The following is a 23,163-nucleotide window of genomic DNA, read 5'->3' on the forward strand; positions in this document are numbered from 1 at the left end:
GCAGGCGCAACGGAAACCTCCGGATGGCAATGCGCTTTGCTATCGCGGTTTTGTGACAGGTTAAATCGTCCGTCGCGAAGGAATGTGACGCGACGGTCGGCGGATGTCGCCGGCGCGGCGACGGAACCAGCCGAGACAAACTGCGCTGTACCGCGATGCAGCAGGACGATGACAGCGCCGCGGCCCGGCACCGCGCAGTACCGAGCGGCCGGGTGGCGCGCCTCGGCGCCTTCGGGCGGCTGGCCGGTGGCGTCGCGGGCGGGATGCTCGCCGAGGGCGCCAGGCGGCTGGCGAGCGGCGAACGACCGCGGATGAGCGACCTCGTCCTGACGCCGGCCAATGCCGCGCGGGTTGCCGACCGACTGTCGCATCTGCGCGGCGCGGCGATGAAGCTGGGCCAGATGATCTCGATGGACGCCGGCGACGTGTTGCCGGCGGAATTGTCGGCGATCCTCGCCCGGTTGCGGGACCAGGGCTATCGCATGCCCCCGCAGCAGCTCGACCGGGTGCTGGCGCAGGAATGGGGGCGGGACTGGCGGCGGCGTTTCCAGCGCTTCGACGCGACGCCGATCGCCGCCGCCTCGATCGGCCAGGTGCATCGGGCGACATTGCCCGATGGCCGCGTGCTGGCGATCAAGGTGCAATATCCCGGGGTGGCGGACAGTATCGGCTCCGACGTCGACAATGTCGCGACGCTGCTCCGCGTTTCCGGCGTCCTGCCGGCCAGCCTCGACCTGTCGCCGCTGCTCGCCGAGGCGAAGCGCCAGCTGGCCGAGGAAGCGGATTACGTCCGCGAGGGCGAACAGATGCGCGTCTATGGCGAGCGGCTGGCCGGCGACGCCCGCTATGTCGTGCCAGACCTGGAGCCGACACTCACGACCAAGCGCGTGCTGGCGATGCGCTTCGTCGAGGGGCGGCCGATCGAAACGCTGGCGGATGCCCCGCAGGAGCGGCGCGATGCGGTGATGACGGCGCTGATCACGTTGGTGCTGCGCGAGCTGTTCGCGTTCGGCACGATGCAGACCGATCCCAATTTCGCCAATTACCGGTGGCAGCCGGAAACGGGCGCGCTGGTGCTGCTCGACTTCGGTGCGACCCGCGCGGTGCCGGCGGAGACGGCCGGGGCCTATCGGCGGCTGATCGAGGCCGGGCTGGCGCGCGATCGCGACCTGATCCGCGACGTGGCGGTGGAAACCGGCTTCATCGGCCGTGCCGCCGCGGACGGACACCGTGCGGCGATCGACCGGATCATCGCGGCGATCGACGACGCGCTCAACCGGCCGGGCCCGTTCGACTTCGGCGACCGCGCCTTCGTGCCGGTGGTGCGCGAGGAGGCGCGGGCGATGATCGCCGACCGGGCCACCTGGCACGTGCCGCACGTCGAGACGCTGTTCGTCCAGCGCAAGGTCAGCGGCACGGCGTTGCTGGCGGCGCGGCTGAAGGCGCGGGTCGACGTGCGCGGGCTGGCGGCGGCGGCGGTCGCCTGACGATATCGCGGCGCCGGCCGATGAAGGGCCGGCGCTAGCGCGCCTCCAGCGCGATCCCCGCCAGATTCTGCGTCCGCCGGAGATAGCGGAGACGCCATCGTCCCGGCGGCTTGGGCGCGGCGCGGAATGTCGCCAGATGGTGCGCGCACGAGGGCGGGCACCGCACGGTGCCGTTCGCCTGCGCGATCACCGCCGCCGCGTCGCCGAGCAGCACGACGTCCGCCGCGCCGCTCGCCACCGCCGCCTGCAGGGCCGCGATCAGCGCCAGCCATTCCGCCTCCATGCTGCTGCCGATGCCGAGATCGCGCCGCACCGTCGCGACGCCGCGCACGACGACGGCGATCGCCATGCCGGCGGGGGCCGGCCGGCTGCTGCCGTCGAAAAAGACCTTCACCCCAGCCGCCATGTGCCCGGCGCCAGGCCGTCCAGCGTCCAGTCGCCGATCGACCAGCGCACCAGCCGCAGCGTCGGCAGACCGACCGCGGCCGTCATTCGCCGCACCTGCCGGTTGCGGCCTTCGCGGATCGTCAGGCGCAGCCAGTGATCGGGAATGGTCGCGCGGAAGCGCACCGGCGGGTCGCGCCGCCACAGGTCCGGCGGCGCGATCGCCTCGACCTCCGCGGGGCGGGTCGGTCCGTCGTTCAGCGTCACGCCGTGCCGCAGCCGGGCCATGGCGCTCTCGTCGACCGCGCCTTCGACCTGGACAAGATACGTCTTGGGCAGCTTGAACCTGGGATCGGCGATCCGCGCCTGCAGGCGGCCGTCGTCGGTCAGCAGCAACAGCCCCTCGCTGTCGCGATCCAGCCGTCCCGCCGGATAGACGCCCGGCAGGTCGACCAGCCCCGACAGCGTCGGCCGCGCGGTCGGCGATTTGGCATCGGTGAACTGGCTGAGCACGCCATAGGGTTTGTTGAGCAGCACCAGCCGCGTCATGCCGCGACGATGCTCTGCGCCACCGCCTCGGCCACCTTGATGCCGTCGACCGCCGCCGACAGGATGCCGCCGGCATAGCCCGCGCCCTCGCCGGCGGGAAACACCCCGGCGGTGTTGAGGCTCTGGAAATCCTTGCCGCGGGTGAAGCGGACCGGGGAGGAGGTGCGCGTCTCGACGCCGGTCATCACCACGTCGGGATGATCGTAGCCGGCGATCTGCCGCCCGAAGACGGGGATCGCCTCGCGCATCGCCGCCACCGCATAGTCGGGCAGGCAGGAGGCGAGGTCGGTCGGCGTCACGCCGGGGCGATAGGAAGGCACGATGTCGCCCAGACCGGTCGACGGCTGGCCGGCCATGAAGTCGCCCAACCGCTGCGCCGGCGCCTTGTAGTTTGATCCGCCGGCGACGAAGGCGCGCTCCTCCCAATGGCGTTGCAGCGCAAGGCCGGCAAGCGGATCGCCGGGAAAGTCGCGCGCCGGGTCGATCGCGACGACGAAGCCCGAATTGGCGTTGCGCTCATTGCGCGAATATTGGCTCATGCCGTTGGTCGCGACCCGCCCCTCCTCGGACGTCGCGGCGACGACGGTGCCGCCGGGGCACATGCAGAAGCTGTATACCGTGCGCCCGTTCGAACAATGGTGCGAGATATGATATTCGGCGGCGCCGAGGATGCGGTTGCCCGCCTCGCTGCCGAAGCGCGCGCGGTCGATCCAGCTTTGCGGATGTTCGATCCTGACGCCGATCGAAAAGGGCTTGGGCTCGACGAAGACGCCCGCCGCATGCAGCATCGCGAAGGTGTCGCGCGCGCTGTGGCCGACCGCGAAGACGACGTGGCTGGTTTCCAGATAGCCGCCGTCGCTGAGGTGCAGGCCGCGCAGCTGCCGCCCGCCATCCGCCGCGACCGCGACGTCGATCCCGTCGACCCGCGTCGAGAAGCGATATTCGCCGCCCAGCGCCTCGATGCTCGCACGCATGCTCTCGACCATCGTCACCAGGCGGAAGGTGCCGATATGCGGATGCGCTTCGGTCAGGATCTCGGGCGGGGCGCCGGCCTTGACGAATTCCGTCAGCACCTTGCGGTTGAGATGGCGCGGGTCCTTGATGCGGCTGTACAATTTGCCGTCGGAGAAGGTGCCGGCGCCGCCCTCGCCATATTGCACGTTGGATTCCGGGTCGAGCACGCCGCGCCGCCATAGGCTCCAGGTGTCCTTGGTCCGCTCGCGCACCACCTTGCCGCGTTCGAGCAGGATCGGGCGGAACCCCATCTGCGCGAGGATCAGCGTCGCGAACAGGCCGCACGGCCCCGCGCCGATCACCACCGGCCGCGGCGCACCGCTCGGCGCGGTGGCGACCGGATAATAGGACGTGTCCGGCGTCGGACGCACGTTCGGATCGGCGGCGAAGGCGGCGAGCACCACCGCCTCGTCACGCACCGTCACGTCGACCGCATAGACCAGCGCGATGCGGCCGCGCGCGCGGGCGTCATGGCCGCGCCGCGCGACGGCGAAGTCGATCAGCTCGGCGGGCTGCAGGTCGAGCCGCGCGAGGATCGCGGCGGGCAGGTCATCCTCGGCATGATGGAGCGGCAGTTTCAATTCAGTGACACGGATCATGGCGGCGCCATACACCGCCGCCGCGATCGCCGCCAATCGCCTTGCATCGCCGAACGCTGGTGCTGCAACGGTCGCTATGCGGGCGCCGGCCGATGCGCCGCCGGGGGAGGGAGGGCGGGGCGATGCCGTCGCTTCCCCCCTAGCCGCCGCGCCTGCGCATCCCTATCGATACGATCATGGGGCTCACCGCACTCGACATCATCGTTCTCGTCCTCGTCCTCGGCGCTGCGGTGCTCGGCGGCCTGCGCGGGTTCGTCACCGAAGTGCTGTCGCTGTTCGCCTGGGTCGCGATCGTCGCGATGCTCAAGCTGTTCCACATCGCGCTCGCCGCCACGCTGGCGAGGACGATCGGCACGCCATCGGGCGCGGCGGTCGCCGCCTTCGCGATCATCGCCGGCGGCACCTATGTCGTCGGCCGGCTCGTCGCCACGGCGATCGGCAAGCGCACCCGCACCTCGATCCTCGGCCCCGTCGACCGGGCGCTCGGCTTCGGCTTCGGCGCGCTCAAGGGATTGATCCTCGCCAGCCTCGGCTTCCTGCTCGCCGCTCTGGTCGTCGACACGGCGCGGGGCGGCGCCAGTCACCGTCCCGAATGGATGACGCAATCGCGCAGCTATCCACTGCTCAACGCAACCAGCGCCGGCATCGCCGATTTCGTCGACCGTCGCCGCCGCGGCCTGCCCGTCTTCGGCGCCCGGACGCCCGATCCTTCTCCGTCAGCGAGTGACGCCCCGTGAACGCCCCCCTCTACAATGCGGACATCCTCCGCCTCGCCGCCTCGATCCCGCACCACAAGCGGCTCGAACACGCCATGGCCACCGCCGAGAAACGCTCGCCGATCTGCGGCAGCCGCGTGACCGTCGACGTCGGCGTCGACGACGCCGGCCGGGTCAGCGAGGTCGGTCTGCTGGTCCGCGCCTGTGCGCTCGGCCAGGCATCGGCCTCGCTGCTCGCCGCCAACATCCTCGGCCGCACGCCGGAGGAGCTCGCCGCGGCGCGCGACGGGCTGACCGGCTGGCTGGCGCGCGAGGCGGAACGGCCGGATTGGCCCGGCCTCGAGGTCTTCACCCCCGCGCTCGACTATACCGCCCGTCATCCGTCGATCCGCCTGGCGTTCGAGGCGGCGGCCGAAGCGGCGGCGGCGGCGCGCGAGGCGCATGCCCATGCATGACGCGGGCGGAACCGTCTCGCTGCTCCGCGACGGCATGGTGCTGCTCGGCGCCGGCCTCGCCTTCGTCCTGCTGTTCCGGCGCGTCGGCCTCGGCGCGACGCTGGGCTTCCTCGTCGCCGGCGCGGTCGTCGGCCCGCATGTCCTCGGCCTGGTCGGCGACGCGGAATCGAAGATCGGCGTCGCCGAACTCGGCATCACGCTGCTGCTGTTCGTCGTCGGGCTGGAACTGAATCCCAGCCGCCTGTGGCGGATGAAGCAGGAGATCTTCGGCGTCGGCCTGCTCCAGGTCGTCGCCTGCGGCCTCGCCATCACCGGCATCGTCTTCCTCGCCCGTTTCTCGGGGCCCGCCGCGCTCGCGCTCGGCCTGCCGCTGGCGCTGTCGTCGACGGCGCAGGTGCTGCCGATGCTGCAATCCGCCGGGCGGCTGCGCACGCCCTTCGGCGAACGGGCCTTCTCGATCCTGCTGTTCCAGGACCTGTCGATCGTGCCGCTGATCACGATCGTCGCGGCGATGAGCCGCAATCCCGCCGACGCCCATGCCCCGCCGGGCTGGCTGCTCGCCATCTACACCGTCGGCGCGGTGATCGGCCTGATCCTCGCTGGCCGTTTCCTGCTCCGCCCGCTGTTCCGCCTGATCGGCAATCTCGGCGAGCGCGAGATGTTCGTCTTCGCCGCGCTGTTCACCGTCATCGCCAGCGCCGCGGTGATGGAGGCGCTCGGCCTGTCGACCGCGCTCGGCGCGTTCATTGCCGGCGTGATGCTCGCCGACAGCCCCTACCGGCACGAGTTGGAGGCGGACGTCGATCCGTTCCGGTCGATCCTGCTCGGCCTGTTCTTCCTTGCCGTCGGCATGATGCTCAATCTGCCCGCGATCGCCGACCGGCCGGCCTTCGTGATCACCATGGCGCTCGCCCTGATCGCCACCAAGACGTTCGTCATCTTCCTGATCGGTCTGGCCTTCCGCATGACCTGGCGGAGCGCGCTGGCGCTCGGCCTGCTGCTCAGCCAGGGCGGCGAGTTCGGCTTTGTGCTTTTCGCCCAGGCGCAGGCCGGGCTGCTGATCGCCCCCGATGCGGCCAGCCTGTTCGGCGCGATCGTCACCCTGTCGATGGCGACCACGCCGTTCCTGATGGGCATCACCAAGCGCTTCCGCGAGGAGCCGATCGCCAAGGATCAGGAGCGCGACGGGCCCAAGGCGGACGGCGCCAACGCGATCATCGTCGGCTACGGGCGGTTCGGCCAGACGGTCGGCCAGATGCTGCTCGCCAGCGACATTCCGGTGACGCTGATCGACACCGACATCGAGATGATCGACATCGCCGGCGAGTTCGGCGCCAAGGTCTATTACGGCGACGGTACCCGGCTCGACCTGCTGCGCCAGGCGGGCGCGGCGGAGGCGGAACTGATCCTGTTCTGCATCGACGGCGATCAGATTCAGCCCGATACGCTGGAAGCGGTGCACGAAGCCTTCCCGAACGCGGAGATCTACGTCCGCGCCTATGATCGCCGCGCTTTGGTCAAGCTGAAGCAGGGGCCGGCCAAATACGTCGTCCGCGAGGTGCTGGAGTCCGCGGTCAAGATGGCGCGGCTGGCGCTCGACGGGCTCGGCGTCTCGGAAACCGACATCAACCGCGCCGAGCAGATGTATCGGTCGCGCGACAAGGAGCGGCTGCGCATCCAGATCGAGGCTGGCGACATCCGTGCCGCCCGCGCGCTGGTCGCGGAGCAGCAGCCTTGGGGGAACGACCGCTGATGCTCGGCTTGCTCGCTGCTTTGTCGGGTGCGCTGGCGGTCGCCGCCGGGGCGTTCGGTGCGCATGGCGCGACCGGCGCGGCTCAGGAATGGCTGAAGACCGGCGGCCATTACCAGCTAATTCACGCGGTCGCGGCGCTGGTCGCGCTGCGGATGGCGGCGCGCGGGCCGGCATGGCTGTTCGTCGCCGGCGGGGCGATCTTTGCCGGCACGCTGTACCTGATGGCGCTCGGCGCCCCGCGCTGGCTCGGCGCGGTCACACCGATCGGCGGCGCGCTGCTGATCGGCGGCTGGCTGTGGCTGGCATGGCAGCTGCGCGGTGCCTAAACCGCTGTCCTACAAGGGCGCCGTTCGCTAGACCGGTCGGCACACGCTCTTTCTGATCGTCCATAAAGCTGACGGCATGCCGCATCTCACTGTCGAAGCAGCGGACATTGCACGGTCAGGCGTCAATTCTGTCAAGACTCGCGGTTTTGCCGCGCGACTTCCGGCACTTGTCCGAGCAGTAGATCACGCTGTCCCAGTCGCGCGCCCACTTCTTGCGCCAGCTGAACGGCCGCCCACACGCTGGGCAGACTTTGGTCGGCAGGTCCCGCTTGGCGACGCCGTTGGGCATCAGCGGGTTTGGGCGTCGAGGAAGCGCTCGACCGCGGCGAGGTCGACCGTCTTGTCGAGATAGGTCTGGCCGATCCCGCGGGCGAGCAGGAAGGGCAGGGTGCCTGCCGCCATTTTCTTGTCGTGTCGCATATGCGCGACCAACGTTGCGCCGGCCGCCGGGATCCCCGCCGCGGCGAGCCCGTCGGGCAGGCCCACCGCCCGGAAATGGCCGGCGACCCGATCGGCGTCGGTCGCGCTGCACAGGCCCTGCGCCGCGGAAAAGGCAAAGGCGAGGGCGCAGCCCGCCGCGACGCCCTCGCCATGCAGCAGCGCCTGCGAATAGCCGGTCTCCGCCTCCAGCGCATGGCCGAAGGTATGGCCGAGGTTGAGCAGCGCGCGGATGCCGTTGGTCTCATGCTCGTCCGCGGCGACGATCCGCGCCTTGGCCGCGACGGCATGGCCGATGGCATATTCGCGCGCCGCGGCGTCGCCGGCGAGCAGCGCCGCGCCGTGCGATTCGCACCAGGCGAAAAAGTCCGGATCGTCGATCAGCCCGTATTTGACCACCTCGGCATAGCCCGCCCGCATTTCCCGCGCGGGGAGGGTGTCGAGCACGTCGGGATCGATCAGCACCAGCGACGGCTGGTGGAAGGCGCCGATGAGGTTCTTGCCCGCCCGCGTGTTGATCGCGGTCTTGCCGCCGACCGAGCTGTCGACCTGCGCGAGCAAGGTCGTCGGCACCTGCACGAAGCCGCATCCGCGCTTCAGGATCGCGCAGGCGAAGCCGACCAGATCGCCGATCACTCCACCACCCAGCGCGACGACGTGATCGCCGCGCTCGATGCCGAGGTCGAGCAGCCGGTCGCACAGCGATTCCAGCTGCGCCCAGCTCTTGGTCTTCTCGCCGGGCGGCAGGACGATCGCCTCGCTCGCGATCCCGGCCGCGTCCAGCGACGCCTGCAAGGTGGCGAGATGCCCGCGCACATGCTCGTCGGTGACGATCGCCATCCGCCGCCCCCGCGCCAACGGTGCGAGATGCGTGGCGGCGCGGGCGAGTACGCCGGCTTCGATCAGGATCGGATAGCTGCGGTCGCCGAGCGCGACGGTGACGGTGCGGCTCACCGGCGGCCCGCCGGGCGCAGCGCCTTGAGGATGGCGGCGACGGTCGCCTCGTGCGGAGCCTTGTGACTGGTGATGTGGATATGCGCCTCGGCATAGATGGGGTTGCGGACGGCGGCGAGCTCGCTCAGCACCTGGTGCGGATCGCGATTGCGCAGCAGCGGGCGGGTGTCGCGGCGGCGGACGCGCTCGGCGAGCACGGTCGGATCGGCGTTCAGCCAGATCGCCGTGGATTCGCTGAGGATCAGCGCGCGCGTCTCCGGGTTGATGAAGGCGCCGCCGCCGGTCGCGATCACCTTCGGCCGGCCGTCCATCAGCCGGGCGATGACGCGTCGCTCGCCGTCGCGGAAATAGGGTTCGCCGAAGCGTTCGAAGATCTCCGCGACGGTCATGCCCGCCGCCTCCTCGATCGCATGGTCGGCGTCGACGAACGGCAGCGACAGGCGTGCGGCAAGGCGGCGGCCGACGGTCGACTTGCCGACCCCCATCAGCCCGACGAGCACGATCGGTCGGGTGGCGGCACCGGCCGATCCGGCGTCGTGGGGAAGAGCGCTTTGCAACATGGTCCGCCGCGCTATACAGCGGCGCAGGACGGGGCAAAAGCTCTGCTCCGTGTTTACGTGACTTAAGGTACGCTATGTCCCGCCTCGCGATCACCGCCGTCGTGCTCCTCGTCGTCATCGTCGGTGGCCTGTTCTTCCTCGCCGGCCGCGCGTCGGAGCGGCCGCAGACCCATGTCGAGAAGGCCGTCACGCTTGCCAATCTCAGCTAGGGCGCGCGTCGGCGCCGCCGCGATCGCGCTGGCGGCGACCGGCATTGCCGCCTTTGGTCCGGCGATCGGCCAGGACCGGCCCGAATCGATCCTGCCGCCCGGCTTCGGCGAACCTGCCGCGCAGCCGAGCCCGACGCCGCGCGCGACCCAGGCCGCGCCGGCCGGCGTACCGCTACCGGGCCCGACCGGCGTCGCGACGATACAGCCGCTGCCCGGCCTCAGCCCGACGCCGACGCCGAGCGCGACCCCCAGCGCGACGCCGACGATCGATCCGCGCACGCTCGCGCAATATGAGATGCCGGCTTATGCCCGCCGCTCGCTCGACATGGTCGGTCCCGCCGGCCCGCGCGAGGGCGCGCTCGGCGCCGACACATTCGACAAGACCGATGGCCGTTTCGCCGAGGGGCTGATGCGCCGCATCGCCGCGCCTTTGCCGTCGCGCTGGATGTCGATCCTGCTACGTCGCACGCTCGCCGCGCAGCTTTCCACGCCGGCACGGGTCGACGGCGCCGATTTCGCGGCGGAACGCGCCTGGTTGCTGCTGCGCATGGGCGAATCGACCGCGGCGCGCGCTGTGGTCCAGTCCGTCGACACCGGCAATTACACGCCCAAGCTCTATCAGGTCGCGATGAGCGCCGCACTGGCGACGGGCGACCCCGCCGGCCTGTGCCCGATCGCCGATGGTGGCGCACGGCTCGCCCCGGCGCGGGGCTGGACGCTCGCCCAGGCGATATGCGCCGGCCTGCGCGGAGAGGCGGCGCAGGCCAAGTCGCTGCTCACCGCCGCCCGCCGCCGTAACGTCGCCACCGGCATCGATTTGCAATTGACGCAGAAGGTCGTCGGCGCCGCGCCCGGCGGCGGCCAGGCGGTGACGATCGAATGGGCCGGGGTCGACCGGCTCGACGACTGGCGGTTCGGCCTCGCCGCCGCGACCGGCGTGACGATCCCCGACACCCTGTTCGGCAGCGTCGGACCGCAAGTCCGCTCCTGGTATGCGCTGGCGCCCGGCATCGGCCTCGCCGACCGGATAGCGCCTGCCGAGGCTGCCGCTGCCCAGGGCGTGCTGTCGAATGCGGCCTTGGTCGACCTCTATGGCGCGGTCGATGCCGCCGACGACATGCCCGGCACCGCCAGCGCCGCCGCCAGCGACCTGCGGACGGCCTATGTCGGGGCCAGCGCCGATGCCCGGCTCGGCGCCTTGCGTCAGCTGTGGGGCGGGCAGACGCCGTCTTACGCGCGGCTCGTGCTGACCGCGCGGGCGGCCGCGCGCCAGCCGGTGCGGCTTGGCGTTGCCGATGCCGACCGGATCGTCGCGTCGCTGTTGACCGCGGGGCTGGACCGCGGCGCGGCCCGCTGGCGAGCGGCGGTGCCCGAGGGCGGCGACGGATGGGCGATGATCACGCTCGCCGACCCCGACACCGACGCGCGCGTCGGCTATGGCGTGCTGTCGCGTTACGCCGGCAGCGGTGACGCAGCGCTGAAGCAGCGTCTGTTCTTTGCGGGCCTGGCTGGGCTCGGCCGCCTGTCGTCCGAGGATGTCGAGCGGGCGGCGCAGGCGCTCGACGTGCGGATCGGGGCGGAGACGTCGTGGACGCGCGCGATCGACCGCGCCGCGGCGGATGGCGACCGGGGCGGCGTCGTGCTGCTCGCGGCGATCGGCATGCAGACGCCGCACTGGCGGGGCGTTCCCCCGGCCATGCTCTACCGGATCGTCGGTGCCTTGCGGGCGGTCGGCCTCGATGGCGAGGCGCGGATGATCGCGGCGGAGGCGCTGGCGCGGGTGTGAGCGACCGGGCGCTGATCGACCGGTTCCTCGAGATGCTCGCGGCGGAGGCGGGCGCCGCCGCCAACACGATCGCCGCCTATCGCAGCGATCTTTGTCTCGCTTCGCAGGCGCTGAACGGCGCGCTGACCGATGCCGACGAGGCCGCGCTGCAACGGCTTACTGCCGAATGGAGCGGTCTGGCGCGGGCGACGGTGGCGCGCAAGGCAGCAGCGTTGCGACGCTTCTTCGCCTTTCTGGTCGACGAGGGGCATATCGCCGGCGATCCCACCGCGGCGCTGCCGCGCCGGGGCACGGCACGGCCGCTGCCCAAGGTGCTGAGCCATGCCGATGTCGACCGGCTGTTCGCGGTGATCGGTGAACGAATCGCAGCCGAACGGCCGCTACCCGGCGACCTGCGGCTCGCCGCCTTGGTCGAACTGCTCTACGGGTCGGGGCTGCGGGCGAGCGAGTTGGTGTCGCTGCCGCGCAATTCCGTCCATCCCGACCGGCCGTTCCTGATCCTGAAGGGGAAGGGCGGTCGCGAACGGCTGGTGCCGATCTCCGATCGCGCCCGCGCCGCGGTCGCTACCTGGCGTGCGCATGTCGCGACGGATCGCCCCTGGCTGTTTCCGTCGGGTCGCGCACATATGTCGCGGATTCGCCTCTATCAGTTGATCAAGGCGCTCGCCGCCGACGCCGGTATCCCACCCGACCGGGTCAGCCCACACGTCCTCCGCCATGCCTTCGCCACGCATCTGCTGGCGGGCGGCGCGGATCTGCGCGCGTTGCAGGCGATGCTCGGCCATGCCGACATCGCGACCACTGAAATCTACACCCATGTCGACACCGGCCGGCTGGTCGAGCTGGTCAACACCCGCCACCCGCTCGTTGACGCGAGCCCGGCGCGGGCTTAACCGCCTGCCGATGCCGAGCTTCCTCGATTTCGAAAAACCGATCGCCCAGCTGCAGGGCCAGATCGACGATCTGCGCGAGACCGCGGCCGACGGCAACGTCGATATCGCCGCCGACGTCGCGCGGTTGCAGGCCAAATCCGACAAGCTGTTGCGCGATACCTTCGCGAAGCTGACGCCGTGGCAGAAGACGCAGGTCGCGCGCCATCCGGAACGCCCGCATTTCCGCGACTACGTTGCCGGCCTGTTCGACGAATTCGTGCCGCTGGCGGGCGACCGCGCCTTCGCCGACGACCAGGCGATCATGGGTGGCTTCGCCACGTTCCGCGGTCGCCGGGTGATGGTGATCGGCCACGAGAAGGGCTGGGACATTACCAGCCGACTCAAACACAATTTCGGCTCCGCCAAGCCGGAGGGCTATCGCAAGGCGATCCGCCTGGTCGAACTGGCGGCGCGCTTCGGTCTGCCGGTCGTAACCTTAGTCGATACCGCTGGCGCGTTTCCCGGCGTCCAGGCGGAGGAGCGCGGTCAGGCGGAGGCGATCGCCCGTTCTACCGAGGCGTGCCTCAATGCCGGCGTACCGGTGATCGCGGCGATCGTCGGCGAGGGTGGCTCGGGCGGTGCGGTGGCGCTGGCCGCCGGCAATCGTGTGCTGATGTTCGAACATGCCGTTTATTCGGTGATCAGCCCGGAAGGCTGCGCCGCGATCCTGTGGCGGACGTCGGACAAGGCACCGGATGCGGCGGAGGCGATGAAGATCACCGCGCAGGATCTGCGTGGCTTCGGCATCGTCGACACGATCGTGCCCGAGCCGGTCGGCGGCGCGCATCGCGATCATGCGGCAGCGATCGCGGCCCTGGGCGATGCGTTGGACCAAGCGCTACAGGGTCTTGCCGGCATGGATGCGGCGACCCTGCGGGCGGATCGTCGCCGCAAGTTCCTGGCCATCGGCCGGCTGTAACGCCGCCGTCGGACGCGGGAGGCGCTCGGCCCGGAGCGACATGAAAAGGGCGGCGGATCATGACGATCCACCGCCCCGGTCATATCGTACCTGATCGTCCGCTTAGCTGACGGTCATGTTGCTCGACACGTTGGTGAAGGTCGTCTTGAGCTTGTTGCCCAGGCCCTGCATCGCGGCGATGGCGGCAACGGCGATCAAAGCGGCGATCAGGCCGTATTCGATCGCGGTCGCGCCCTTGTTGTTCTTGATGAACTTGCGAATCGTCTGCATTCCGGTCTCCACTATCAAATCACTTCAGTCACCCGGCTGAACCGGTGACACCGGAGCAGCGGAACGGGAAATAGCGGGTGAGAGGTTGCGAAAGCTTTAAAGTTGCGGGAAATTCAGTTGGCGGCCTGCACCTTGGTGCTGACATTGCCCCACAGGCTGGTGTTGGCGTTGGCGACGCCCTTCAACGACGCGATCATCGCCACGACGATCAGCGTCGCGATGAGTCCGTATTCCACGGCCGTCGCGCCGCGCGGGTCGCGGCCGAGCCGGGTCGATCCACGCCTCAGACGGCGAAGGGCAGAGCGCAGCGTCATGCCCGGTCTTTTCGCAGCAAGGCCTTAACGAATGACTGAAATCGGGGCCGATTCGGGGCTGGTCAAGGACTTACCCCTGCTGGTCGTCGCCGCGGCGCTAATCGATCCGCGCGGCGACGTACTGTTGCAGCGCCGCCCAGAGGGCAAGGCGATGGCCGGCCTATGGGAATTTCCCGGCGGCAAGGTGGAGCGAGGCGAAACGCCGGAGGCGGCGCTGGTGCGCGAACTTTACGAAGAATTGGGCATCGTCGTCGCGCCGGCGGCCCTCTCGCCGCTGACCTTCGCCACCGCCGATCTCGGCGCGCGGTCGCTGATCCTGCTGCTCTACGGCATTAGAAGCTGGGAAGGTTCGCCGCGACCTCTGGAAGCGCCCGAGTTACGATGGGTCGCGCCAGTAGCGATGCATACGCTGCCGATGCCGCCCGCGGACCTGCCGCTCGTCGAATACCTCGCCGGCGATTTGCAGCTGAGAGGTTGACCGGGACCAAAAAAGCCATCATCAGCCCGCCTCCACCGCATCGAGGCCCGATGGCGGAGTGGTGACGCAGAGGACTGCAAATCCTTGCACCCGGGTTCGATTCCCGGTCGGGCCTCCATCCTTGCCGAAAAGGCTTGGATTTCTGCGGTGTTAGGCGCTTTTGGTGTCTAACCCTGGATCGAGGTTAGACACTTCCCACCGCGAAAGTGCTGCCACGGCAGCGTCTGCCATGCGCTTCTGATTGGCTTCTCGGGTGTAGAGCGCGACCTCGTCGTCGTTGGTGTGACCCGACATCGACTTCATCGTCTGATTGCCCATGTCGAGCTCCGCCATGCGGCGCATGGTCGCCTTTCGCAAGCCGTGAGCGGTGCACAGTGGCAGGCCAGCTTCGTCGCACCAGTCGCGCATCCGGTTGCCGAAGCCCTTCGTGCTGTAGGGGCGACCGTGCTCCGTCAGCAGGAATGTCAGCGCCGTCGGGTTAGGCGGCATGGCGACGATCGCCTCCAGCAGCTGGGGCGCGATGGCGATCCAAAGTGTCTTGCCGGTCTTGGACTGCGTGATGCGGAAACGACCGTCCTGGATGTGCTGGCGGCCGAGGTGGATCGAATCGACCTTCCGCTGGTCGGTCCAGAGCATGAGTTCCATCGCGAGCCGTGCCGCTGTGCCGAGCGGGTGACGTGCGCGGTATAGCGCGATCTCATCCTCCGTCCAGGTATGGAAGCCGCGCGTGCGCTCGCCCGGCGCCACCTTGATCCGGTCGGTATGTTCGACCGGATTGTCCGCGCGGATGCCGAGCTTCACCGCGAAAGCGAACATCCGCATCAGTTCCTTGCGGAGCTTGCGCGCTGCCTCGATGCCGCCCCGCTGCTTGTTCCCGGTGCCGGTCTTCTTCCGCGTGCGTGCGATGATCGCGTCGAGGTGGTCGAACCTGACGTCCCTGACCAGGCGGTGCTCGTTGCCCTCCACGAAACGTTCGAGGATTGAGCGGACGCGGTCCTGCGTCGTCTTCGTCGGGCCGAGCCGTTCCGGCGTGGCCACGTATCGCGTGAACAGGTCCAGGACGCTGCCTGGGATGGCGCGATCGAGCCGCGCCTGTTCGGCGGCCTTGCGAGGCGCTTCCGGGTCCATGCACGCCGCATATTCGATCCGGAAGTCTTCAGTGCCGAGTGCCGCTTTGAAGTAGTGCGACGGATAGCCCTTGCGGCGAAACCGAAGGCGCTCCTTGCCGTGGCGGTCCTTGAAGCGCGTCACGAACTCAGGGAGAAACCGGTTGCTCTTGAGCAGGCGGCGGTTGGTCATACCGGCAGAACATCGTCCCACGAGTTGCGATCCGCGGTGGGCGCGGCCGTCTCGCTAAGGATGACGATCCTTCCGTTCGGCTCAATCTCTATGCGCCCGACGCGCATTCCGGCCGCCACAGCGCCTTTGAGCGCTCGGGTGACGTCTTCCTGCCTGAAACGGGCACGCGCGCTCATGCCGCCTCCGCCAGCCGCACGGCGGCCATGGAACGCTCCACGTCGACCTCGCCGACGACCAGCGCAGCGCCGACGTGGACGCGCTGCAGATAAGCGAGCGCCTCATAGAGCTCGGCGAGCGCCGTCGCGTCCTCCGAGGCATCGGCACGCTCGGCCCGCGCGCGCTGGCGGCGGGCGGCGGTGGCGAGGTCGTCGGCAAGCTCGAAGCAGAAGGCGCCGAAGAAGCCGGTGCGCTCGTCGAACGCGGGCAGCGGCGGGCGCGCCGGATCGACGATCCAGCGCCATTGCGCGACCAGGCACTCGGCAAGGTGGATCGCGCGATCGGCGCCGGCCTGCTCGATCTGCCCCTGCTCGACGAAGCGGGGGAGGGCGGCCTCGCGGTCGCGCAGCAGCCGCAGCGCCGCGCGGGCGCAGTCGCGGCGGTAGCGCGGGTCGGCGAAGCGGGGGGCGGTCATGCCGCCAGCTTCCTCGCGCGATACGCCTGGCCCTCGGCCTTCAAGCTCGCGAAGCGGTCGATGATCTTCGCTGGGCTATCGTAGGGCGAGGTGACGCCGTGGTGGGCGAGGATGACCTCGCGGGCGTCGAAGATTGTCAGCGCCTCGTCATACGTCGGAACGTGGAGAGGCCAGCCGTCGACATAACGATGACGAGCCGGCATGACGGCCTCTAATTGGCGACGTTCCACCCCAAGACGCTTCGCACGCTCGACGCCTTTGGCGAGTTTGGGGGTCAGCAAGTCCGGAGCTACATCGCCGAGCCAGCGCTGCGCCTGGAAGCTGAAGGTGCTCGAAACCTCGAGCCCTACTTATTCCCGATACATCGGCAGGTTGTCGGGATACCGCGCGCCGACGGTCAGATCGCCTTCGTTGCCCATGATGCACCAGCGGCAGCTGTGGCGGCTGCCGCCCAGCGCATAGGTTGGGGAAAGGGGAATGCCCCGCCTATGATTGATCTCGAAGACCTGCTCCTTCGTGAGTAGAATCCCCGGATTCCAGACGAGCATGACGGTGCCGGCCTTTGCAGCACGGCTGTTCGGTTTGATGAACCTGGTGTCGATCTTCGCGACTGGCGTCGCCCGCCGAGCGCGGCTCTCTTCTCGACGTAGACCCGTGACTTGCACCACAGTCTCGCCAAGGTGGCGACGCATGGCGTTCGGCCCCATGACCGATATCTTCTGTTCGCTCTGGCAGAACTTGTTGTCCGGCGTGCTCCATGGACCGCGGAGGTTGTAGCATCGCATCTCGACGTAGGCCGCGAGGCCCAGCTGCCAGCGATTGCCAAACCGGCGCCAAAGGTCACCCGAGGTGTTGCGCTCGATGCGCAATGGCAATCCCAGAGCAGCGGCTTGGGCGCGAACCTGATCTTCATTGAACGGCCATTCCGCGCGCCCGAGGGGTGGTCGAGGAGGTGGTCGCGCAGGTCAAGCAGACCTCCCTGCTCGCGATCGGCGCCGCGCTGCTGAAGCTGCTCACCCGATGAGCCACACCGGGCGCGTGGTCGCGGTCGACCGCGCCTCCGTGCCCGACACCGCCGCTCCCGCCTGGCGGGTCACCGTCGAGCGCGACGGCGATGCGGTGTGGCGGTGCTTCTTCCTCTCGCTCGACGGCCCGCGGCCGACCGTCGACCAGCGCATCAGCTGGGGGCCGCATCATGCGTGGTGGGGCGATGAGCGGGCAAGCAAGTCGTTCGAGTCTGATCCCAACGCCCCGCTGCGCTGATCCCCTGTTCAACACCGAAGGACCACCACCATGGCGAACACTCTCTACCCGAAGTTCAAGCAGACGCACGCGGCGACCGGCATTGGTCTCGTGTCGAACACGATCAAGGCGCAGCTGGTCGACACCAGTGCCTACACCTACTCCGACGCTCATCAGTTCCTGAGTAGCGTCCCCGCCGCGGCGCGATACGGCAACCCGGCCACCCTCCTGAACAAGACCGTCAGCCTGTCGGGCACCACCGCGGTTTTCGACGCGGACGATTCCCTTTTCACATCCGTGCCGGCCGGCTCCAGCGGCACGACCGACAAGGAAGAGGCGATCATCATTTACCGCGATACCGGCGATCCGACGACGTCCGACCTCATCTACTACATCGACACGGCGACCGGCCTGCCAGTGACGCCCAACGGCGGCAATATCGTGGTCAGCTGGAATGCCAGCGGCATCCTCTCTTTCTCCTGATCCGACCGACGAGGGGCACGTCCATGCCGATCCAGAGCGTGCCCCCGATCGCGGCGGGCTATTCCTATCGCGTGCGCCTGCAGGTGACCGGCGAGGAACCTGTGTTCCCTCTCGGTTGCCGCCTGCGGGCGCAGGTGCGCCCCTATGTCGGCTCGCCCGACGTCGCCGGCACGCTCACGACGGAGAATGGTGGCATCACCCGCATCGACGACAGCACCGTCGAGCTCGACCTACCGGAAGGCCTAACCAGCAACATCGGCAACGATGCCGCGTGGCTCGACCTTGCCCGAGCCGACCTCGACCCTGACGAGTGGATCCCGGTGCAGATCAAGCTGCCGGTCCTCGTGCCCGTCACCGAGCCGGAGGCGTGATGCGGACGATCGTCGTCGACCAGCTGCGCAAGCCGGCGCAGATCATCGCCAGCGGGGGCCTGACGGCGGTCCTGCTGCCCGCCCCTCCGCGCGAGGCTGACGGGCGGCTGACGATCCGGCCGCCCCGCTTGGATGCCGGCACTGCTCTCTTCCCGCCGGTGCTGACGTCCGGCCCGGTCACGATCGCCCCGACCGCGCTCGGCAGCGGCGTCGCCGCGTTCTCGCCGCGCGTCATCGCCGCGGGCACCGCCATCCTGCCGCCGGTGCTGTTGTCGACCGGCAACCCCTTCGCGCCTGACATCCAGCCTGGCGGGGTGGCGGTCCAGCCGTTCCTGCGCGCCAGCAACGCCGCGATTTTCGCGCCGATCGTCACGGCGCCTGCCGCCGGCGCGATTCTGCCGCCCCTGCTCGCATCCTCGGCCATCACGCCCTCGCCGGCCGTTCAGCCGAGCGGCGTGGCGGTCGCGCCGACGCTCCTCGCCTCAGCCGCCGCCTTCTATGCGCCCGCCGTGCAGACGGTGGCTGCCGGCAGCATCCTCGTTGATTTGCTGCCGTCGACCGTCTCGCCGTATCCTCCGGCGATCACGGCAGGCGCGGTAACGGTGTCACCGCCGGCGCTGGCCGCCGGCGGGCAGCAGTTCGCGCCATCGGTGCAGCCGGGAGCCGCGAGCGTCGCGCCGCCCGCGCTGGCGACAACCGCCAGCTTCTATGCCCCGTCCGTCCTGCCGGGGGCGGCCACCGTTGCGCCACCCGCGGCGGCATCGAGCGCCGTCTTGCGCACGCCAGCGGTGGTGCCGGGCAGCGCCAGCGTCATGCCGGCACCGCTCGCCTCAACGTCGCTGGCGCGCGCGCCTTCGGTCGCGGCAGGCGGGGCGAACAGCGGCCTCAACCCCTTCACGGTGACCGATGGCGACAGCTGGTTCGGTTCGCCATCGGAGCAATATCCTGCGAACGCGCCGTATCCCGGCAAGCACATGGGCGCCTATTTCGCGGCAAACCCGAGCCATGCGGTCCAGAACATGGCGCTGAGCGGATCGGGGCTCCAGCATCTGCGGGATGACGTGCCGGCGATCATCGCCGCCAAGCCGTATGTCGTGGTGCTGTCATGTGGCCGCAACGACTTCATGAACGACACCTCCGGCCAGGGTTATACCGACGCCCAGCTGCTCGAGGCCTATTCGACGACCTATCGCGGCATCATCGACGACATCAAGGCGGAGCTGCCGGCGGTGGCGATCGCCGTCGCAACGCTAACCGAGAACCATGACGCCCAGGGCGACGTCACGGGCGTCACCGCCCGCTACAACAACAACCGCAAGGCGCTGAACGCGACCATCCGCCAGTGGAAGAGCGATGGCGCAATTGCCCAGGTCATCGACATCGGCGCCGACGCCGTCATCGGCCGAGACGGCGGCATGCTCAGGGGATCGCCGGAATCGTCTGACGGCCTCCACCTGACCGAGGGCGCTCAGCCGGCCGGCGAAGGCTACGCCATCCCGATCTTCGCCGCTGCCATGGACGCCCTCTACGCGGCGACGCCGCTCCCTGGATCCTCGGAAGGAACCTACGTGTCCGATTATGCACTGACCGGCTCGCCGAGCGTCACCGAAGGCAACAGCGGCACCGTCATTGCCGCCTTCACTGTGACCCGCACTGGCGCCCTGACCCGGTCGGGCACCGTCGATTGGGCGGTGACCGGCAGCGGCACGAACCCGGCGAACGCCAGCGACTTCGTCGGCGGCGCCTTCCCGTCCGGCACCCTCGCCTTTGCGGCTAACGAGAGCAGCAAGACGATCAACGTGCCGATCCAGGGCGACACCGGCCAGGAGCCGGACGACACGTTCACCGTGACGCTCAGCAACGCCCAGACCGCCGGCAACATCACCTCGGCGACCGCGACCGGCACGATCGTCAACGACGACGTCGGCGGAGGCGGGTCGGTCACCTATGCGGCGGGCACGCCGGGCTATTTCCAGAATACCGGTGGCGCGACCCAGACGGTTGCCAATCAGGCGCTGCAGGCCGGCCGCCTCGCGCTGTTCGTGAAGTCGGATTACGACCGCGCGCCCAACACCATCGTCGTGAAGCGCGCCGGTCAGGCCGACATCTCGCTGACCAAGCAGGGCAGCAACACCGCCTCGAGCGTATGGCTGGGCGACATCCCCGCCGACGCCTCCGATTACAGCATCGTCTTCACCCGCACGACCTCGCCGACGGCGCTGATCATCCAGGGCTTCATCCCGATCTTCATCAAGGGCGCGAACGGCACGCCGACGCAGTATTTCGAGCAGACGTTCGGACCCGGCAACGACACCAGCGTCACCATGACGAACACGCTGACCCTGCCGGCCAACGGCCTCGCGCTGCGCTTTGCTATCAACGACATCGGCAACGCCAACAGCGGCCCTGCCACGCTGACGAACAATGACGGCGGCACCACTATCGCGAGCGGCAACTTCACCAACTTCGACGGCGGCCCGACCGTCTACACCGTCGCCACCCTCCCCGCGAGCGTGCGGCCGTCCGTCGGCTTCGCCGGCAGTTCGTCCTATATCCGCATGACTGCGATCGCGTTCGGGCCATGACGCGCTCCTGCATCTGCCCGTCCTGCGGCTACAATCTGGAGCGCGAGCAGCTGATCACCGATGGCCCGTTCACCTATGACCCCACCTGCCCGGCCTTCCTCATCGACGGGGAGCCGGTGCAGTGCCGGCCGCAGGTGCGGGAGGTGCTCGGCAGCGTCATGCAGGCACGCGGCCGAACGCTGTCGTTCGAGGTGCTGGCGGAGCGGATAGGGTCCGATGCCGTTCGGCCGAACCGGCTTATCGACGTCGCGCTCTATCAAGCGCGGCGCATCTTCGCTGCCTCGCCGTATCCGTGCCCGGTCCAGCGGGTGCGTGGCGCAGGCCTGCGCTGGGCGTTGTCCGCGCGATAGCACGAACGATCGCAAACACAGAAAAGCCGCCGCCCCTTGCTCGGACGGCGGCTTCTCTCAGCCAGATAAAAAGGGGAAATCAGGCGAAACGAACGGTCATGTTGACGTTCTTGCGGCGACGCATCGCAAAGCCAACCGCGCCCATGCCCAGGATCATCAACGCCCAGGTGGCCGGCTCAGGAACAGCGGCGGCGACAGTATCAAACTGCAGCGATGCACTCCTGCTTTGAGAGCTGCCGAACAGCAGCTGGTCCGGTGCAGATGCGCTGAAGGTCGTCGGCGAGGTGACGCGACCGCTCAACGTGATCGATTGACCACTTTGAAGTGCGGCCAAACCGGCGGCGTTAAACTGAAAGCTGACCAGCTGATTGCTTTGCGTGCCAGTTAGCGAGCCGCTCGAAAAGACGGTGCCAGTGCCGAGCTGGCCGAAACTGAAACCCGAGGTCGACGTGATCGTATACACAGCCGAGCTGTTTTGCTGAAGCAGCAAATTTGCAGCGTCGAGTATCAGAGTTGCGCTCGAAACAGTCCCGGTGAACGTTGGGAGATTGAATGTAAAGAAGTTGCGGAATTCGCCAACATTACAATCACCCGCGCCGCAGTTGCCCGCAGCGTAATTGTTCGTCGCAGAAATGCCGTTGTTGCCTCCAGACTGATTGTACCAGCCCCGACCGGAAGCAGTGATCGTCGTCGCAGCCGAAGCCGACGTCGCACCTGCGACAGCCGTTAAGGCAGTCATCGCGAAAAGGAACGTCTTCATTGTCTATCCCCTCTGCGCCACGCGGGAGAGCGGGCTGGGAGACTATTAATCTGCCGTTCACTATTTAGATAGACCCCCGACGGAACTAATTCCGATCGTGCCATATTGGCTCATTAACCAACGTTACCTCCTCTCAAGCGCGACCGCTCCAGCATCAGCTTCGGAGTCGCCGAACCAGCGCCTGCCATCCGCGCTCATCCACCGGAAAGAAGTCGACAACAGTGATCACCATGTCCGTTGGTCGGAGGTGCGCGCCCTTCGATCCGCACTTGGTGCATCGGAAATGCCGCCAGGCGCCGGCGTCCAGCGCGATCGGCCAGCGATGCGCGCGAAACCACAGGCAGCATGCGTGCGGGTCCGCGATTCCGACATGGGAACACGGCCCGTTGATGCAGGTCAGGTGGATGTTGACCCCATGACGTGACCAGTCGTGGATGGTCCGAAACTTCTTCGAGCCCATGCCAGATCAGCGCATCGCTCCGACCGCCGTGGTCGCGAGTTCGCGGAAGACCTTGTGCCAATAGTCGCCTGCCTCGGGCCACGGCCAGTCGTCGAGGGTGCCGCGCCGGCGGCTTTCCCATAACGTTTCGGCGACATGCTCGATCAGTGCGTCGTGATCGTTCGCGGTGCAGAGGCGGCAGCGATGGTCAGGCATCGGACCACAGATCGCGGACGCCGAGCGCGCGTTCGTCCAGACCGTAGAAGTCCGCCAGCCGACGGTGTTCGTCGGGGCGCAGCGCGGCAGGCTCGCCCTCCACCACGAAGCGACGCAGATAGCCGTCCCAGCGGCCCAGCATGCGCGACAGCGCGGCGTAGCTGTGCGGGCTTGCGTCGACCACGCGCGCAAGGGCGGTGCGGGGATCGGGATCGCGCATGTCGATCCGCATGCGGGGGGAGGGCGGTGCCGCCCGTGCCGGCCGACGCATCAGTAGCAGAGCCAGTCGAGCTCGGCGTCGTCCACCGCCTCGAACATCTCGCCGCTGGCCTGCATCTCGTTGAGGTGCCGACGGACGTCGTTGGGAGCCCCGGCGCGCGGGAAGCGGCGATCGGCCTTCGCGGCCTTGACGAGCTCGCCGATCGTGCCCTCGCGGTCGACTTGGTCGACCAGCCACGCGCCGAACGCCGGGCGCACCTCACCATACCGATCCCTGACTGTGTGCATGATTGAACCTCCGACTCGATAAGCCCTTGGAGGGTAATCTGTTCCGCCTTTGTTCTCAGTCGTCTACGGGTTGTGGCTAGCCGCGGTTGGAAATTAGCCCTGACACCTTGCTTCGCAGCGATCCGTCGGATGACTTT

The 23,163-nt window shown here is 68.7% G+C and carries 33 protein-coding genes and 1 tRNA gene; 16 read left to right on the plus strand and 18 right to left on the minus strand.

All coding sequences use genetic code 11. The features are described from left to right. Positions 1–155: 155 nt before the first annotated feature. Positions 156–1,487, plus strand: a complete 1,332-nt coding sequence (locus ACU5AX_RS01325; RefSeq protein WP_446689351.1) for an ABC1 kinase family protein — start codon at positions 156–158, stop codon at positions 1,485–1,487. Positions 1,488–1,521: 34 nt separating this feature from the next. On the opposite strand, the gene ACU5AX_RS01330 is transcribed toward ACU5AX_RS01325, so the two are convergent. Genes ACU5AX_RS01330 through ACU5AX_RS01340 form a run of 3 tightly spaced genes read right to left on the minus strand, consistent with a single transcriptional unit; the run spans position 1,522 to position 4,033 of the window. Beyond that, positions 1,522–1,893, minus strand: a complete 372-nt coding sequence (locus ACU5AX_RS01330) for a reverse transcriptase-like protein (protein ID WP_446689352.1) — start codon at positions 1,891–1,893, stop codon at positions 1,522–1,524. Continuing rightward, positions 1,878–2,420: a pseudouridine synthase gene (locus ACU5AX_RS01335; RefSeq protein ID WP_446689353.1), complete on the minus strand. Its 543-nt coding sequence runs from the start codon at positions 2,418–2,420 to the stop codon at positions 1,878–1,880. The genes ACU5AX_RS01330 and ACU5AX_RS01335 overlap by 16 nt, the downstream gene beginning before the upstream one ends. Beyond that, a complete protein-coding gene (locus tag ACU5AX_RS01340; RefSeq protein ID WP_446689354.1) occupies positions 2,417–4,033 on the minus strand; it encodes an NAD(P)/FAD-dependent oxidoreductase in 1,617 nt (538 codons plus the stop codon). Before ACU5AX_RS01340 ends, ACU5AX_RS01335 begins: the two co-directional genes overlap by 4 nt. A 176-nt stretch (positions 4,034–4,209) precedes the next feature. Between ACU5AX_RS01340 and ACU5AX_RS01345 the strand changes: the two genes are divergently transcribed. From ACU5AX_RS01345 to ACU5AX_RS01360, 4 genes are read left to right on the plus strand one after another with little or no spacing between them, the layout of a single operon-like run. Beyond that, positions 4,210–4,770, plus strand: a complete 561-nt coding sequence (locus ACU5AX_RS01345; RefSeq protein ID WP_198353076.1) for a CvpA family protein — start codon at positions 4,210–4,212, stop codon at positions 4,768–4,770. Then, the gene (locus ACU5AX_RS01350) at positions 4,767–5,204 is read left to right on the plus strand and encodes an iron-sulfur cluster assembly scaffold protein (protein WP_446689355.1); all 438 of its coding nucleotides are present in this window, start codon (positions 4,767–4,769) and stop codon (positions 5,202–5,204) included. The genes ACU5AX_RS01345 and ACU5AX_RS01350 overlap by 4 nt, the downstream gene beginning before the upstream one ends. Next, the gene (locus ACU5AX_RS01355; RefSeq protein WP_446689356.1) at positions 5,197–6,957 is read left to right on the plus strand and encodes a cation:proton antiporter domain-containing protein; all 1,761 of its coding nucleotides are present in this window, start codon (positions 5,197–5,199) and stop codon (positions 6,955–6,957) included. Before ACU5AX_RS01350 ends, ACU5AX_RS01355 begins: the two co-directional genes overlap by 8 nt. After that, positions 6,957–7,283, plus strand: coding sequence for a DUF423 domain-containing protein (locus ACU5AX_RS01360; protein WP_446689357.1), 327 nt, complete (start codon positions 6,957–6,959; stop codon positions 7,281–7,283). Before ACU5AX_RS01355 ends, ACU5AX_RS01360 begins: the two co-directional genes overlap by 1 nt. A 115-nt stretch (positions 7,284–7,398) precedes the next feature. Here ACU5AX_RS01360 and ACU5AX_RS01365 read toward each other — a convergent pair whose 3' ends face one another. Genes ACU5AX_RS01365 through ACU5AX_RS01375 form a run of 3 tightly spaced genes read right to left on the minus strand, consistent with a single transcriptional unit; the run spans position 7,399 to position 9,235 of the window. Beyond that, on the minus strand, positions 7,399–7,572 hold the full coding sequence (locus ACU5AX_RS01365) for a DUF2256 domain-containing protein (protein ID WP_198353072.1): 174 nt from the start codon (positions 7,570–7,572) through the stop codon (positions 7,399–7,401). Next, positions 7,572–8,675 (minus strand): 3-dehydroquinate synthase, encoded by a 1,104-nt coding sequence (aroB, locus tag ACU5AX_RS01370; protein ID WP_446689358.1) that lies wholly within the window; start codon positions 8,673–8,675, stop codon positions 7,572–7,574. The genes ACU5AX_RS01365 and aroB overlap by 1 nt, the downstream gene beginning before the upstream one ends. Next, positions 8,672–9,235, minus strand: a complete 564-nt coding sequence (locus tag ACU5AX_RS01375) for a shikimate kinase (RefSeq protein WP_198353070.1) — start codon at positions 9,233–9,235, stop codon at positions 8,672–8,674. The genes aroB and ACU5AX_RS01375 overlap by 4 nt, the downstream gene beginning before the upstream one ends. 74 nt (positions 9,236–9,309) lie before the next feature. Between ACU5AX_RS01375 and ACU5AX_RS01380 the strand changes: the two genes are divergently transcribed. From ACU5AX_RS01380 to ACU5AX_RS01395, 4 genes are read left to right on the plus strand one after another with little or no spacing between them, the layout of a single operon-like run. Then, positions 9,310–9,444, plus strand: coding sequence for a hypothetical protein (locus ACU5AX_RS01380; RefSeq protein WP_269769645.1), 135 nt, complete (start codon positions 9,310–9,312; stop codon positions 9,442–9,444). Beyond that, the gene (locus tag ACU5AX_RS01385; RefSeq protein WP_446689359.1) at positions 9,428–11,230 is read left to right on the plus strand and encodes an RAD23 family protein; all 1,803 of its coding nucleotides are present in this window, start codon (positions 9,428–9,430) and stop codon (positions 11,228–11,230) included. Before ACU5AX_RS01380 ends, ACU5AX_RS01385 begins: the two co-directional genes overlap by 17 nt. Continuing rightward, on the plus strand, positions 11,227–12,123 hold the full coding sequence (locus tag ACU5AX_RS01390; protein WP_446689360.1) for a tyrosine recombinase: 897 nt from the start codon (positions 11,227–11,229) through the stop codon (positions 12,121–12,123). Before ACU5AX_RS01385 ends, ACU5AX_RS01390 begins: the two co-directional genes overlap by 4 nt. Positions 12,124–12,133: 10 nt before the next feature. Continuing rightward, positions 12,134–13,081, plus strand: coding sequence for an acetyl-CoA carboxylase carboxyltransferase subunit alpha (locus ACU5AX_RS01395; protein WP_446689361.1), 948 nt, complete (start codon positions 12,134–12,136; stop codon positions 13,079–13,081). A gap of 102 nt (positions 13,082–13,183) precedes the next feature. Here ACU5AX_RS01395 and ACU5AX_RS01400 read toward each other — a convergent pair whose 3' ends face one another. Together ACU5AX_RS01400 and ACU5AX_RS01405 are read right to left on the minus strand one after the other, a co-directional pair. Then, complete coding sequence (locus ACU5AX_RS01400; protein WP_198353067.1) at positions 13,184–13,351, minus strand: Flp family type IVb pilin; 168 nt, start codon at positions 13,349–13,351, stop codon at positions 13,184–13,186. A gap of 113 nt (positions 13,352–13,464) precedes the next feature. Next, entirely contained in the window at positions 13,465–13,665 is a 201-nt protein-coding gene (locus ACU5AX_RS01405; RefSeq protein ID WP_198353066.1) for a Flp family type IVb pilin, read from the minus strand. A 31-nt stretch (positions 13,666–13,696) separates the two neighbouring features. On the opposite strand from ACU5AX_RS01405, the gene ACU5AX_RS01410 reads away from it, so the two are divergent. After that, entirely contained in the window at positions 13,697–14,143 is a 447-nt protein-coding gene (locus tag ACU5AX_RS01410; RefSeq protein ID WP_446689362.1) for a (deoxy)nucleoside triphosphate pyrophosphohydrolase, read from the plus strand. Between the two features lie 44 nt (positions 14,144–14,187). Next, positions 14,188–14,261 (plus strand) — tRNA-Cys (locus tag ACU5AX_RS01415). Between the two features lie 32 nt (positions 14,262–14,293). Here ACU5AX_RS01415 and ACU5AX_RS01420 read toward each other — a convergent pair. From ACU5AX_RS01420 to ACU5AX_RS01440, 5 genes are all read right to left on the minus strand, one after another. Continuing rightward, positions 14,294–15,442: a tyrosine-type recombinase/integrase gene (locus ACU5AX_RS01420; protein WP_446689363.1), complete on the minus strand. Its 1,149-nt coding sequence runs from the start codon at positions 15,440–15,442 to the stop codon at positions 14,294–14,296. Beyond that, the gene (locus tag ACU5AX_RS01425; protein ID WP_446689364.1) at positions 15,439–15,618 is read right to left on the minus strand and encodes a hypothetical protein; all 180 of its coding nucleotides are present in this window, start codon (positions 15,616–15,618) and stop codon (positions 15,439–15,441) included. Before ACU5AX_RS01425 ends, ACU5AX_RS01420 begins: the two co-directional genes overlap by 4 nt. Further along, on the minus strand, positions 15,615–16,073 hold the full coding sequence (locus ACU5AX_RS01430) for a hypothetical protein (RefSeq protein ID WP_446689365.1): 459 nt from the start codon (positions 16,071–16,073) through the stop codon (positions 15,615–15,617). Before ACU5AX_RS01430 ends, ACU5AX_RS01425 begins: the two co-directional genes overlap by 4 nt. After that, positions 16,070–16,354, minus strand: coding sequence for a hypothetical protein (locus ACU5AX_RS01435; protein ID WP_446689366.1), 285 nt, complete (start codon positions 16,352–16,354; stop codon positions 16,070–16,072). Before ACU5AX_RS01435 ends, ACU5AX_RS01430 begins: the two co-directional genes overlap by 4 nt. A 69-nt stretch (positions 16,355–16,423) precedes the next feature. Continuing rightward, positions 16,424–16,942, minus strand: coding sequence for a phosphoadenosine phosphosulfate reductase domain-containing protein (locus ACU5AX_RS01440; protein WP_446689367.1), 519 nt, complete (start codon positions 16,940–16,942; stop codon positions 16,424–16,426). 151 nt (positions 16,943–17,093) lie between these two features. On the opposite strand from ACU5AX_RS01440, the gene ACU5AX_RS01445 reads away from it, so the two are divergent. Genes ACU5AX_RS01445 through ACU5AX_RS01465 form a run of 5 tightly spaced genes read left to right on the plus strand, consistent with a single transcriptional unit; the run spans position 17,094 to position 21,104 of the window. Beyond that, a complete protein-coding gene (locus tag ACU5AX_RS01445) occupies positions 17,094–17,336 on the plus strand; it encodes a hypothetical protein (RefSeq protein WP_446689368.1) in 243 nt (80 codons plus the stop codon). 30 nt (positions 17,337–17,366) lie between these two features. Then, positions 17,367–17,798: a hypothetical protein gene (locus ACU5AX_RS01450; protein WP_446689369.1), complete on the plus strand. Its 432-nt coding sequence runs from the start codon at positions 17,367–17,369 to the stop codon at positions 17,796–17,798. 23 nt (positions 17,799–17,821) lie between these two features. Then, positions 17,822–18,169, plus strand: a complete 348-nt coding sequence (locus ACU5AX_RS01455) for a hypothetical protein (protein WP_446689370.1) — start codon at positions 17,822–17,824, stop codon at positions 18,167–18,169. After that, positions 18,169–20,754, plus strand: a complete 2,586-nt coding sequence (locus ACU5AX_RS01460; RefSeq protein WP_446689371.1) for a GDSL-type esterase/lipase family protein — start codon at positions 18,169–18,171, stop codon at positions 20,752–20,754. The genes ACU5AX_RS01455 and ACU5AX_RS01460 overlap by 1 nt, the downstream gene beginning before the upstream one ends. Continuing rightward, positions 20,751–21,104 (plus strand): hypothetical protein, encoded by a 354-nt coding sequence (locus ACU5AX_RS01465; RefSeq protein WP_446689372.1) that lies wholly within the window; start codon positions 20,751–20,753, stop codon positions 21,102–21,104. Before ACU5AX_RS01460 ends, ACU5AX_RS01465 begins: the two co-directional genes overlap by 4 nt. A 79-nt stretch (positions 21,105–21,183) precedes the next feature. Here the strand turns inward: ACU5AX_RS01465 and ACU5AX_RS01470 are convergent, their stop codons facing one another. The 5 genes from ACU5AX_RS01470 to ACU5AX_RS01490 all read right to left on the minus strand — a co-directional run bounded on the left by ACU5AX_RS01470 (position 21,184) and on the right by ACU5AX_RS01490 (position 23,026). Continuing rightward, the gene (locus ACU5AX_RS01470) at positions 21,184–21,864 is read right to left on the minus strand and encodes a PEPxxWA-CTERM sorting domain-containing protein (protein WP_446689373.1); all 681 of its coding nucleotides are present in this window, start codon (positions 21,862–21,864) and stop codon (positions 21,184–21,186) included. A gap of 154 nt (positions 21,865–22,018) precedes the next feature. After that, the gene (locus ACU5AX_RS01475) at positions 22,019–22,324 is read right to left on the minus strand and encodes a hypothetical protein (protein WP_446689374.1); all 306 of its coding nucleotides are present in this window, start codon (positions 22,322–22,324) and stop codon (positions 22,019–22,021) included. Positions 22,325–22,330: 6 nt separating this feature from the next. Beyond that, positions 22,331–22,519: a hypothetical protein gene (locus tag ACU5AX_RS01480; RefSeq protein WP_446689375.1), complete on the minus strand. Its 189-nt coding sequence runs from the start codon at positions 22,517–22,519 to the stop codon at positions 22,331–22,333. Further along, positions 22,512–22,751: a hypothetical protein gene (locus ACU5AX_RS01485; RefSeq protein ID WP_446689376.1), complete on the minus strand. Its 240-nt coding sequence runs from the start codon at positions 22,749–22,751 to the stop codon at positions 22,512–22,514. The genes ACU5AX_RS01480 and ACU5AX_RS01485 overlap by 8 nt, the downstream gene beginning before the upstream one ends. A gap of 38 nt (positions 22,752–22,789) precedes the next feature. After that, complete coding sequence (locus ACU5AX_RS01490; RefSeq protein WP_446689377.1) at positions 22,790–23,026, minus strand: hypothetical protein; 237 nt, start codon at positions 23,024–23,026, stop codon at positions 22,790–22,792. Positions 23,027–23,163: the final 137 nt, after the last annotated feature.

This window comes from Sphingomonas benefaciens (assembly GCF_052907485.1).